This window comes from Sulfurisphaera javensis (assembly GCF_041154675.1).
Taxonomy (GTDB): Archaea; Thermoproteota; Thermoprotei_A; order Sulfolobales; family Sulfolobaceae; genus Sulfurisphaera; species Sulfurisphaera javensis.
This window is the reverse complement of sequence record NZ_AP031322.1, coordinates 195,887-208,571: the sequence shown is the minus strand read 5'-3', so window position 1 is coordinate 208,571 and position 12,685 is coordinate 195,887. Positions and strand designations below refer to the sequence as shown.

The 12,685-nt window shown below is 33.3% G+C and carries 11 protein-coding genes; 4 read left to right on the top strand and 7 right to left on the bottom strand.

The window, feature by feature from the left end:
* The 5 genes from ACAM25_RS01030 to ACAM25_RS01010 form a co-directional block, all read right to left on the bottom strand.
* A complete protein-coding gene (locus tag ACAM25_RS01030; RefSeq protein ID WP_369610501.1) occupies positions 1 to 1,467 on the bottom strand; it encodes a 4Fe-4S ferredoxin in 1,467 nt (488 codons plus the stop codon).
* Positions 1,464 to 2,114, bottom strand: coding sequence for a molecular chaperone (locus ACAM25_RS01025; protein ID WP_369610500.1), 651 nt, complete (start codon positions 2,112 to 2,114; stop codon positions 1,464 to 1,466). The genes ACAM25_RS01030 and ACAM25_RS01025 overlap by 4 nt, the downstream gene beginning before the upstream one ends.
* A gap of 10 nt (positions 2,115 to 2,124) precedes the next feature.
* Positions 2,125 to 2,943, bottom strand: coding sequence for a 4Fe-4S dicluster domain-containing protein (locus tag ACAM25_RS01020; protein WP_369610499.1), 819 nt, complete (start codon positions 2,941 to 2,943; stop codon positions 2,125 to 2,127).
* A 33-nt stretch (positions 2,944 to 2,976) separates the two neighbouring features.
* Complete coding sequence (locus ACAM25_RS01015) at positions 2,977 to 7,287, bottom strand: oxidoreductase (RefSeq protein WP_369610498.1); 4,311 nt, start codon at positions 7,285 to 7,287, stop codon at positions 2,977 to 2,979.
* An 81-nt stretch (positions 7,288 to 7,368) separates the two neighbouring features.
* A complete protein-coding gene (locus ACAM25_RS01010) occupies positions 7,369 to 8,259 on the bottom strand; it encodes a tetratricopeptide repeat protein (RefSeq protein ID WP_369610497.1) in 891 nt (296 codons plus the stop codon).
* A gap of 117 nt (positions 8,260 to 8,376) precedes the next feature.
* On the opposite strand from ACAM25_RS01010, the gene nrfD reads away from it, so the two are divergent.
* Together nrfD and ACAM25_RS01000 are read left to right on the top strand one after the other, a co-directional pair.
* A complete protein-coding gene (nrfD, locus tag ACAM25_RS01005) occupies positions 8,377 to 9,456 on the top strand; it encodes an NrfD/PsrC family molybdoenzyme membrane anchor subunit (RefSeq protein ID WP_369610496.1) in 1,080 nt (359 codons plus the stop codon).
* Between the two features lie 269 nt (positions 9,457 to 9,725).
* The gene (locus ACAM25_RS01000; protein ID WP_369610495.1) at positions 9,726 to 10,319 is read left to right on the top strand and encodes a MarR family transcriptional regulator; all 594 of its coding nucleotides are present in this window, start codon (positions 9,726 to 9,728) and stop codon (positions 10,317 to 10,319) included.
* Positions 10,320 to 10,335: 16 nt separating this feature from the next.
* Here ACAM25_RS01000 and ACAM25_RS00995 read toward each other — a convergent pair whose 3' ends face one another.
* The gene (locus ACAM25_RS00995) at positions 10,336 to 10,680 is read right to left on the bottom strand and encodes a DUF2173 family protein (protein WP_369610494.1); all 345 of its coding nucleotides are present in this window, start codon (positions 10,678 to 10,680) and stop codon (positions 10,336 to 10,338) included.
* 260 nt (positions 10,681 to 10,940) lie between these two features.
* Between ACAM25_RS00995 and ACAM25_RS00990 the strand changes: the two genes are divergently transcribed.
* Together ACAM25_RS00990 and ACAM25_RS00985 are read left to right on the top strand one after the other, a co-directional pair.
* Positions 10,941 to 11,231 carry a hypothetical protein gene (locus ACAM25_RS00990; RefSeq protein WP_369610493.1) on the top strand — a complete coding sequence of 97 codons (291 nt, stop codon included), beginning with the start codon at positions 10,941 to 10,943 and terminating at the stop codon, positions 11,229 to 11,231.
* Positions 11,228 to 12,043 carry an SMP-30/gluconolactonase/LRE family protein gene (locus ACAM25_RS00985; RefSeq protein WP_369610492.1) on the top strand — a complete coding sequence of 272 codons (816 nt, stop codon included), beginning with the start codon at positions 11,228 to 11,230 and terminating at the stop codon, positions 12,041 to 12,043. Before ACAM25_RS00990 ends, ACAM25_RS00985 begins: the two co-directional genes overlap by 4 nt.
* Positions 12,044 to 12,056: 13 nt before the next feature.
* Here the strand turns inward: ACAM25_RS00985 and ACAM25_RS00980 are convergent, their stop codons facing one another.
* Positions 12,057 to 12,584, bottom strand: coding sequence for an LOG family protein (locus tag ACAM25_RS00980; RefSeq protein ID WP_369610491.1), 528 nt, complete (start codon positions 12,582 to 12,584; stop codon positions 12,057 to 12,059).
* Positions 12,585 to 12,685 lie beyond the last annotated feature (101 nt).

Below are 12,685 nucleotides of genomic sequence, written 5' to 3'. Positions count from 1 at the left end.
TTATTTTCCTCCTTTTATTTTTAAATAGTTTTCTAGCCACATTTTAGTTAACATCTTTTGCTTACACTCATTACAAACATCAGTATACTGTGCCGTTCCACTGAAGCCCATATTTATTAAAAGAGTATCAACTCTTGATTTTACCTTAACTGAACCTATTGGCTTACCACAATACCTACACTTAGCAATTTCGGCTTGATTAACAGTAACCTTCTTTAACTCTTTCAACTTTGCAAACCTCTCAACTTTTATAGCGTTTTCTGGGCAATTCTTTACACATCTTTGCGAACCAATACACATCGGTATATTATACTCTAATGAGAGGGATCCATTCAAGTTTTTCATATCTGGGACTATCATTTGACATGCTCTTACACAGACACCACATAAAACACATTTATTAGGATCAACATCTACGAAATAAACATCAGGAATTACAGCCTCTTCATCAAGTTTAACCTTATTTTTCATTTCCTCTATAGCCCATAAATAAAGAGTTCTCCTTCTATATTTCTTTAATGGTAAATCCTCTGGAATTAGAGACTTCTTAAGACTGATCTGAAAATTCAGTTTATCTATTTCTTTCTTATTAATCTTATATATAGGTAATTTAGAAGCTGGAAAATAATCTGGAATTTCTTCCAATCTTTTCTTTTCTAACTCTGTTAAGTCCTCTCCTGTCACGATTACTGGAATAAGACCAGAAGCGTATACAACATAAACGAATACATCTGGAATTGAAGCAATAGATGGAACTAAAAGAGGATACTGACCTTCACTTATGCTTAAATCTTGAGATTTTGTGAATAATAAAGCTCTAGCTTTCTCGTCATAATAATTTATTGCATTAAGAAAATAAACTAACTGATCAGTCGTAAAATTAGGCATTTCTAAATATCCTAAATAGCCTTTCGCAGTACAATAACCACAATAAGAACAATTTTCTGGAGAAGTTACAGCAACTCCCTCAATGCTTTTTGCTATTAAGTTTTTAGGGCAAGATGAAATCAGTGTATTTATTTCCCTTTCAGCAAATATCGAGTCAAAGAGTACTGGATAAGGTTTATAATCATAGAGCTTAAATCTTATTAAAGATCTTCTTGTTATTGTAACATTCTTTATTGGCTGAAGTCTATATACTAAATCTTGTTTCATTAATTTTCTTATATATGCCATAAGCAAAGTAAATTTGTAATTTTCAGACTTTTTAATAAACCATTGAAGTGGTAATACTTCGATAGCTAATGGATTTATTCCTAATTTCTCGTCAGCCTCAGATACAAATTTTGACATGTCATTTTCAGAGATTATTAAAAGTCCTTGAAGTTCATTATCTCTTACATCAGTAGTCAAATAATCACCAAATTCAGCGACATAAGGAATACCGCTTTCTTTATATATTTTAACCAGAAAATCATCCGTTAATTCTTCTCTTACTTTTCTAGTTACCACAAGTCCTATATTCAATTTTTACTCCCCCTCAATAAGTAATTGTTCTCGAAGTCAATCCATTTTCTTAACTCCTTACAAACTACTTTGAAAATATCCGATCTCTTATCACTAATTACATCGTTTATCCAATCTGGTATCCAGCCATATATATGAGTTAAAAAGAAATTCTTTTGATCCATTAAATTCTTGTAAACGTCTTTTCTTTCTTGTCTTAACTTTAATTCCTCATTTATAAGATAAGCCATAAAGGCAAAAATAGTTGAAATATGATCCTCTTCGAATATAAATTGTCCTAAATAATTTAGCTTAAGCCCTCTAGAACGGTAAAAACGCAAAATGTCATCTTTTCTGAACTTTGCCACCTTCTCTCCCATTAAAGAGAAGAAACGCTTACTTTCAACTGGTGTTAAAGGTTTAACTCCAAGACCAGTTAGGAAAAGAGTAGAATATTCAATTAAGTAATCAGATTTTTTAGATGAGGTTAATTTTTCCCATATTGATTGAAAATCTACTATTGAGTTTATTTCGCCTATATCCTTCAATTTCCCTAGCTTTTTGATTAATTGACTGTAATCCTCATCATAATAATTATAAAGGAATAATTGACTAAAAGAATCATAAACTAAAAATCTCATAGATGCAATTTCAAGAAGAGAAGACATAAAAAACACCTTAACTTGAAGAAGATCCACCTTGATTTTGCTCAGTATAAGTAGAATTATTACCTTGGCTACCTAGTATAACAACTCCGTTTGATGTCCAAACATTATAATACTCAGCTTGACTTAGTAACTCAACATCATTATCTGCAGCATAATCACTGTGCCATGGTAAATATCCACTAGCTGGATTAGCACCAGTTTCTGGTCCTAATACAAAACCTCCTTTATCTATAAATAATATGTTACCCGGATCAGTAGGATCTAATCTGTCAGCCCATATCCTAGCTTGAACCATACATCCATGAATACATGCAGGAATTCTTTCTTCAGGAGGCAATGTTGGATCGTATATTCTATCGAAACAGTGAGTACACTTTTTGGTAACACCTTCAACATAATCGAAGAACCTATTACCATAAGGACATGCATAGATACAATATTTAGTTCCTATGCATTCATTATAGTCCACTAAAACTATCCCATCCTCTTCTCTCTTAAACGTCGCACCTACTGGACATACAGGGACGCATGGAGCATTCATACAGTGGAAACAGTTTATAGGAATATTGTAAACTTTCGTTTGGGGATAATTACCGACCTCTACATATAGAACCCTTAGCCAGAACATAACATCAAGTTCTCCGTAAGGATTTAGATCTGGTAGTGGTCCAAACATTCCTGAGGTATTCCATTCTTTGCATGACATTTGACACCCAGCACAGCCGAAGCACTTGTTTAAATCGGTTATTATTGCATAGTTTTTCTTTGGAGTAAAGGGAAGAGACTTTTGAATTCCACCTTCTTTAGGATTTAGGGTTATGGAGGACATTTACCTAACACCTCCTTTATAAAGAGAAAAAACTTAACTTGATGTTGACTCACCCGCAAAACCATATCTTATCTTATAATTACCTAGTTGATAATTGTTAGCTGCTAATGAATATGGAGCCACATAACTCCATAACGAGGTTGATTGCATATTGTTTGCATTGAACCTTAAGTGAGGTATATTTACTGCTTGAGCAAAAGGTGCTCCGTTACTAACCCCACTTACACTTATTGAGCCTCCCATTTGATTCACTATAACTGACATTATATCTTGGCCAGAGAAGTCTTGACCCATATAAACAAATCTATTAGCTGTTACTGAGGTGTGTGAAGCTGATACTTTACCAATTATTTTTATCCTACTATCATGCCACGATGTTTGACCAGTTATAGGATCTAAATACATTATTGGGAACGCATTATCTGTTTGAGGAGATAATTGACCTCCTCTTGATGGTGGCATATAGAGTATATTAGCCCAATTATTTAGTACACTGTACTTTACTTGTGGAGAATCTGGTGTCATACCTCTAAAGTTTGGTAGAGCTTGTGCTGAAACGACTACCCACGCTGCACCTGGTCTAGTTGCATTATCTAGAAATGCTATAGCTGTTAATGTAGTTCTTAATCCTCCAGACCAAGGTTCATTGACTGCCTCGAATTGAACAAAGTCACCACTTTGAATGCCCATACTTTGTACATAGGGATCTGATGCACTTAACATAACAGCGCTATATGGCATTATAGCAGTTAACCATGGAACATTAAAACTCCAAGAATGATATGTTCTATCATGCCTTCTCACGAAGAACGTTAATGGATATTCATTTAAATCTATTCCGTCAGAAGTTAACTCAGAATTCCACGCTGGTGGTGGATAATATCCACCAAATGGTTTATGATAATCTAATATGTTCTTTGCTAGAGCTTTCCCATAAGAATCATTTGGAACTATACTTCTGACTAAGAATTGTGTATTACCAGTCTTTAGATAGAAGTAATAATAGGCAGCGTTATAGCCTTGCCATTTACCAGCGGCTGCTAGTCTAAACTTTTGTAGATATTCTAAATATATTCTGTGTATATAAGGCAATCCAATAGGCCCATAAGCACCCGGCATATAAGCACCCCATCCTTTGAAGTAGAACATGTTAACGTTTCTCATGTATCTAATTGAAGGTGGTAATACATATACGGCTCCGCCTTTTCCTACTTTTACATAACCTGGATTAATGTCATCTATGCTCATTTGGCCAGAGGCGTATTTGCTAATTATACTTTCTAGCATTTGTTGTAGCTTAGGCTGGAATTGTACCGGAATTCTAAAGTAATGCTCTATTCCACTAGATCTTTGATTAGCAGCTATCTTATAAGTTGTAGCAGTAGAGAATGTTTGTCCTTGAGGCACACTACTTAATATTTGGTTTATAACGTCTTGTTGGCTAGAACCATTGGGAACAAATGATGCATAAAGTTTTAGCTGTTGAGGATTAGGAGTTTGATGTCCATTTTCATCAGTCAATATATACTGGAATTCATTGCCATATCCAGCTAATAATGTTCCGCTCTTTAATATAAACATGCCAGTAGATATTAAGCCAGGCTGACCTTGTTGTAATATTACAGTCCCAGTTAGAGGATCATGAACAGTAACTGGACTTATTAAAGGCAAACCAGTTACCGGATCTTGAGTTGTATAATGAGGATTCTTAGTTGGATCTATATTATTACCTTGATTAGGATATATTCTCAATAACCAAGCTAAAGTTAATAAGAAATCACCAGCAGCTAACACTGGATACATAGCTGGTAGTACTGGCCAATTTAGAGAATCTGAGGGACCTTGTGGCAAACTGGTAGGTCTATCGAAAGTAGAATGAAAACCATAAATTTCTAGGAATGACAAGTCCGGAATTATTAAATCTACCACATTATTTGTCTCTTGCATAAATAAATCTATACTTATTGTGAATGGTATTATATAATTTCCACTATTATCTTTCTCTGTTACCTTTTGTAACAGATCAGTCAATGTATAAGCGTTATTCCAATATGGGGCAGTAATGTACCACATCATAGCTTGAACTGTATAAGGCACTACTTGGTTAGGATACTTATTCATATAATATGCTGTATAGGCAACAGCACTAATTGACCTTTGTGTTGTTAATGGTATTTCCCAGCTATATCCTCTATCAACTAATAATGGTCTTCCATTCTTGTAAATTACTAGGTCATCTGGCCCATCTGGAAAACCATAAGGACCGGCACCAACTATAGCTACATTCTTAATATCAACTGTACCATCATTATAAATATACTCTGTCTTTAGGAAACCAGATCTTGTCTTAGGGAATGTTAAGTTTTGCCCTTGTATGGCATTAGCAATATCTTGATCTAATGTTGGTGTATTTGCTAATGGATGTGGTGGGACAGCATGACCAGGGAAATAGTGAGGATATGGATACTTGTACAAATCAGCTCCTGGATTATCCCAAGCTCCAATAACAAGGACTAGATAATAATATGCAGCAGCACTATGGAAACCATTTGCATGAGCAGCTAATCCTCTCATAAAGTAAATTGATACTGGTCTTCCAACTACATGATCATGGTATCTGCCTAAATAATCAACCCACTTTGCAGGTTCGTAAATTGACTTCTGGAAAGCCGTAGTAGCAATTTCATTTGCAATCCTTACTATAGTATCATGTGGTATTCCAGCTACATAAGCTACATTAAGTGCACCATACTGAGGAGATTGTGTATAAGGTGTATAAGGATCATAATTTAGTAATTCAGCTCTAAATAATTCAAAAGCTGTTGTTACGGTTAAAGTTATTGTTTCATTACTTCCTAAAGCTTTAGGTACTGTAACTTGTATTGCTGGAACTTTCACAGTTTGTCCATTCTTTAATTTATATGGAACTTGAACTATCTGACTCTGCGTCGAAGATGGTAATTCATCTAGAGTGAGAATAGGAAACACTCCTTTTTGCCATGGTGTGTCAACATAAGAATATATATTTCCATCACTTCCCATTATTGCTTCTAACCATGGATGAGAAGATGAATATTCTGGGTTATTAACTGGCATTCTTAAATGAAGACCAACATTATTTCCAGCAGTCGGATCAGTTGGATCTAAACAATCACCATTCTGTGGATTAGGATTAACGATTACTAACCATGATAAATTAGTATAGTATCTTAAGAACTCTTCATCTATGTGAGGAAATACTGCAGTAGTTGGTACGTCACCAAATTGTGGTAATTGAATAACTTCTCCAGAAGGAGTAACTGTTTGCATTATTAGTTGACCAGTTGAAGGATCATAAGCTGGCGATACTGGTTGTAGTGTTTGTGGATTGAGCACTTGACTACTTTGACCAGTTGAGGCTAGATACGCTTTATAAACATAATAATGAAAGTCTACAAGTACTCTAATCCATCCCATAGCTAAGGCTCCGTCAGTTGCTGGGTTAATGAATAAGTGTTCATCCGAGACAGAGTAAAATCCAAAACGTTCTGGTGCTATAGTTACAACTTTCCCTCCATTTTCTCTTATTCTTGCTATTATCCTTCTCATCCAATTAGGGAAGTGATCTCCAGCTAATCCAGCTAATATAAAATATTGTGCTCTTTCCTCATCTGGCCCAGCATATTCCCAAACTGGTGCTCCAGTTACATAAACTCCAGCAGTGTAAACGTTCATTGAACAGAATCCACCGTGAGCTCCAGCATTAGCAGTACCAAAATTACCAGCAAAGAATCCTGCCGTAATACCCGGAATAAGCTGATCTCGTCCTTGGAAGAATGCAAGCGAATGTGGGTTCTCTTCTCTTATCTTGAGTAAACCAGCAAAGTTAGAAACTCCTAATTGTTGTGGTGATATTCCTAGTTTGCTCCAACTAGAAGCATTAGCACCATTTATTATTATATCATAAGCAGTATCATAATCAATTGCTATCCATTTCCCTGATCCTCTATCGCCAGCCCTTAATAGAGGAAACCTTAACCTAGCTGGTGCAAAGTAGTAATAAACATCAGAGGCACCTCTAGGACAAACTCCACCATCATTTATATGCCATCCTATTGTTCCAGTTATGAATCTAGGAAATCCTTGTGGAGTCCTAACTATTTCTAATGCACATCTTCCTAAACATTGAAAACAATTACCATACACAATCTCGTCATTAGTATAATTTAGTGTATATGTGAAATCTTCTTGGGATTTAAACACTTTATCTATGACAGATCCTCCTTCAAATAAGATAGCAGTAGTTAACGCTGTTATTCCAGAAAGCTTTAGAAAATCTCTCCTCGTTAGTTTTAAATTACTCATTCCTATCGAAATGTTGTTAAATTAATTAATTATTTATACCTTCACTTCAGTTTAGTAATATGTATAACTAGAAATAAAAAACTATAATAAATCTTCTAGTTCTTTTCTCGTATCTGGATCTAAGCTTATTGCTTTATTGGCAAACTCTTTTGCTCTTGCTATATCTCCTAATTCCTTAATTATTCTAGCTTTAAGAGAATAATATCTTCCTCTTTCTTCTATGCCTATAGCCTTATCTATAAACATATCAGCATCTCTATGAAGTCCTAGCATATAATATGATAAGGCAACGTGGTAATACATATCTGGCGAAGGATTTAATCTTAAAGCTATCTTAAACTCAGCTAAGGCTAATTTATAAAATCCAGTTTCGAAATAAATTTTACCCTTAAGAAAATGTAGATTTGCATTATTTTTATCTATATCTAAAGCCTTATTTATCTCTGAGAGAGCATCCATTTTTAAACCAACATTATAATAACACATAGCTTTCATTACCCTTGCCTCCAAGTTTTTCGGATTTAATGAAATAACATCATTAAGATAAGTTATAGCATCATCATAATTACCCATTTGGAAAAGTATTTTAGCCTTTAGAAATTTGTAATCATAACTTATAGGAAGGATATCAAGAGCTTTATCTATAGACTCTAAAGCTTTATTTAATTGATTTTTATCAAAATAATGTTTAGCCAACATAAAATAAAGAATATGACTATAGGGAAACTTGGTTATTCCTTCTTCTAATGACTTTACTGCTTCATCCTCTTTGCCTAATAAATTATAACATTCAAACCTAATGTAATAAGATTCTAATTTATCTACGTTCTGTATTTCTTTTATAGCCTCATCACATTTATTAAGTTTATAGAGCAAATACCCTCTAAAGAGCTTAGTATCTTCATCATCTCCTTTCAATTGTTTTAGTGCTTCTTCATATTTTCCTTGATCTATTAATTCGTCAATATTCACATATTTTATTTTTCTAATGAAAGGTTAAAAAGATAGCTAAATATGTATAACTATTCATATTACAAAACTGAAGTGAATGTTTATTTAAATAATTAATTAATGTGCAAATGAATAGAAATGGGACTCTTTACAGCACCAGCGCCACCTCCGTATGGTATTCAAGCACCTATTCAACAAATTAATGAATATCCATTATGGGGTACAGAAGTTGCACTAGCATTGTACTTTACAGAAGTTGCAGGTATGTTAATGGCTATAATAGGTGCATTAGAGCTTACTGGAAAATACCCAAGTATGGCTAAAAAAGGCGCTCCTACAGTGTTTGTTGCAACAATATTAGCATTTGCTTTCTTCGCTTATGATTTAGGAAGACCTTTAGCTGCAACTTCGTCCCCTATTGAGGCTTTGATAAACTTCTCTCATTCGTGGATGGCTAGGGGTATAATATTTGTATCCGGACTTCTGTTATTCTCCTTACTTTATACTTTTTCTGTATTCTTAAAATTACCTCAAGGAATAGCTAGAAAAGCTAGAATAATATTTGCAGTTTTAGGAATGCTTTTTGGAATATTTACAACAACTTATAGTGGTTTCGAGTTTGCTGCAACTACTGGAATTCCTTTTTGGAATAATGGTGCCCTACCTCTACTATTCTTAGCAGGCGGAGTTTTTGTTGGTGCAGGCATTGGATATGTACTAGCTTTTGTAACTAAGGGTGATGAAGGAATCGTGGCTAGAAGATTAATGGCAAAATTAATAGCTTATTCCGGAATTGCTGAACTAGCGTCATGGTTCTTATTTCTCGCAACTGTAAACTTCATTTACGTATTTGATGAAGTAGCTTATGATTACTTATTATCTCAAACTACATTCTACTTAGATTTAACGCTCTCTGTTTTATCAGTTCTAATAGCTGGAGGAGGAAGCTTAGTGGCTTCTCCAATGTTAAGGATAATGTTTAGACAGCCTCCTAATGAGGCAAGTAAGGCTATTGGTGAAATTAAACCTACTGACCTTCCTACAGCAGTTAAATATGCAGTATTAGTTGCAGCGATATTCGCAATAATTGCGGCTTATTTAACTAGAGCAGACATATTATTTGCTGGTCAATATGCATACCAAGTAGCCCCTATGACGCCATTCCAGATTGTTAGTAACCAGCCTATCCCAATAGGAAGTTTCGGATGGAGAGGCTAAAAGTTAAGTTATTTTCATTTTTTCTATTATATTAATAATTATTAAGAAAGGGTTATTATAAATAAAATTTTTAAACCTATATAGTAAATATAATATGATAATAAATGGTATTAGGTTATTTCATATTCACAGATTTTATAGTATTTTTTATAAAGGAGAGTCTCGTACTTTCCTCTGTTAGACAAATAGATCCCTCTGCGATCGAGATTATATCTCGTTTTAAACTACATTTTTTATTTTTACTTTCCGCAAAAAGTTCTATCAAAGAAATGAAAATATTAACAAAATTAACACTAATAGGTCCACTATCATCATACAGACTTTCTCAAGAACTTGGAATACCCTCAGCAACAGCATGGAGAGTTTTAAAGAAATTATGTAAAGAAGGATATGTAAGCAAAGGTGAAAAGAATTTTAGCATAACACCAAAAGGTTTAGCTGTACTCTTCAAGAATTATAAAGATGAAAGAGTAAGGAAAATTATTGCAAAGAGGCTAAAAGAAATATGGAATTATGAAGGAGATGTTAGTGAGGTATATTCATTATTAAAAGATGTAAGTAATTTAATAGAAAATAACAAAATAGATATTAAAAACGTATGCCTAAATTATCCTGTTTCTTTAGCTGGTTTTTTATATCCATTTATAAATGAGTTATCGGAAGAGACGAAAAGATTGATAGCACACTATTTGTTAAAAACATTTCCATCAGTAAATATAACCCCATACTGTAGAGGAATCATCTCTTTTAATGATAAAGGAATACCGTATGCAATAGCTGTAAACTGCAAAGTTGAAGGTATAAAACTAAATCATTATTGTGAAATTTTGCAGAAATTATATGTTAAAAATAAAATTGAATAAAAAAGAAAAATTTTCTTTAAGATTGAGCTACTTCTCCCAATACTTTAAATATTTCGTTAAAGTCTGCTTCTGATAGCTTTACGAAAACTCCATAATATCCCATAACACAGACAGCATAATCTCCAGCAGCTACGGCCCATCCATGTAATGGACTCCATTTCATCCCACTAAATTTAGTAAAACCTTCTGCTTGCATTTTTGCCATTAGTGTATTTGCTGCACACATCATTGCTACCATTTCTGCCATTTCTTTACTTAATGGACCTTTATAGTCAACTACTTTACCATCTGCAGTAAAACTTCCCGCTGCTATTGCTCCTTTTAGTTTCATTAACCTATCGAGCTTTTCAGAAACTGACATATTTATCTACTTATTATTATATCTATGTTATATATAAGATTTTTGTGAAAAACATTTTATTAACATATTTAACTTGATTTACAAGATGTTTAAACTATCATAATAAATATGTTAAACCTTGTTAAAGGAATTTTAAAGAAGATAAAATATGTAAAGAGTAAAATTTTTATAGTTAATTATTTTATTGATAATTTATTAAATAAAATATTTTCACAGTAGATTAGAATAAGAAATTTATTGGCAAACCTTTACTTACTCTTATGAACCTTGAGGATCTAAGAAGAATGAGACAGATAGGAGAGGAATACGAGAAACTCCTTGATGAATTATTAAACCTAATATTTCAAAAAGCACCAAATTGCTTAGCTTTAGAATTCAACGATTCTCTTACACCCGTTTTTGCTACTAATCAAGTTAAGAGTAAGGCTTTACTCGCACTTCCTTACAAATGCAATAATAAAATAGGTTATATCGTAATCACTGAGGAAGGAAAGATTGTTTTTGAAGATGAAGAAGGAAATATAATTGAGATTGGAGATATTAACACATGAAAAGAGTTACAGAATTTAAGGGTAGACTTTTTGAAGGGCCTATTTGGGTAAAAGATACTCTTTATTTTGTTGACATTTTAAATGGAGAAATACATAGTCTTAAGGAAAATGAACATAATGTGATAAAATTTGATACTTATGTAAGCTCAATACAACCGAGAAAGAAAGGAGGACTAATTGCAACTGCAGGAAAAGGATTTTATATAGTAAATGAAGGAAAGGTAGAACTTCTCTATGAAGTGAAAGAATGGGATGATAGAAATAGATTTAATGACGGAAAATGTGACGCCTTAGGAAGATATTGGGTAGGAACAATGAATTTAGAAGAAAAATATCCCACTGGTGGTCTTTTCGTCCTTGATTTAAACTTAAAGTTCAGAAAAGTCTTAGATAACGTTACAATCTCTAACGGATTAGCCTGGAGTTTAGATAATAAGAAGTTTTACTATATCGATTCACCAACAAAGAAAATTTTCGTTTTTGATTTTGATTTAGAGAAAGGAGAGATAAGTAATAGAAGAACAGTAATAGATCTTTCATCCTATCCTGGAGTACCAGATGGAATGACAATTGATTCTGAAGGAATGCTATGGGTAGCATTATATGGTGGAGGAAGAGTATTAAGAGTTACTGAAGGAAAAATACTACAAGAAATAAGATTACCAGCATCACATGTGACTTCAGTTACTTTTGGAGATTCAGATTTAAAGACTTTATACATTACTACTGCAAATGAAGAAAAAGATGGCGGTTATGTTTACTCCGAAAGAGTAGATGTTAAAGGTGTTGAAACGTATTACTGTGAATTTTAACTTCTTTGAAAGTTCATCCAAATTCAGTTTTTATTTTTTCTCTTTCCTCACAGACTGCAATAGCTAATTTTTCTGGGTCATCAAAATATTTTATCTTAATAACTTTCCTATCATCAAAATATTCTGGGAATGAAGACCTTAATAAATCAGTTGATAACCCAGTATTTATTAGAGAATAAACAGGCCTACCCATTGCGTAAGCCATAAACATTTCAATTTCTGTACCAACCCCACCACCTAAACTAACTAAAACATCTGAAGATCTTACCAACATTACCGATCTACATCTAAATTCACAACCCGTGTAAACTTTTACTACTTTTTCAGGGATTTCAACCTCCTCCCTTTCTATTGGAAGTAAAAGAATAACTGGCAAATTTAATTCAAGCGCTTTATCTACAATAACTTTCATTAAGCCCCAATATCCTCCTAAAAGAAGTCTTACATCTTTACATTCAGAAATTTTTTCAATAAACCTTTCTGCTTTCTTAACAAGATCTTGAGAAACATTCCCGCTATGTGCAGCTATTCCGATTTGCATAATTATGTGTGGGCTAATGCTGGTAATATTTTTAACAGTACTAGAATTATACCAATTAATAATCCTATTTCAGCTAAAAGAATTGTTATACTCCAATCCTC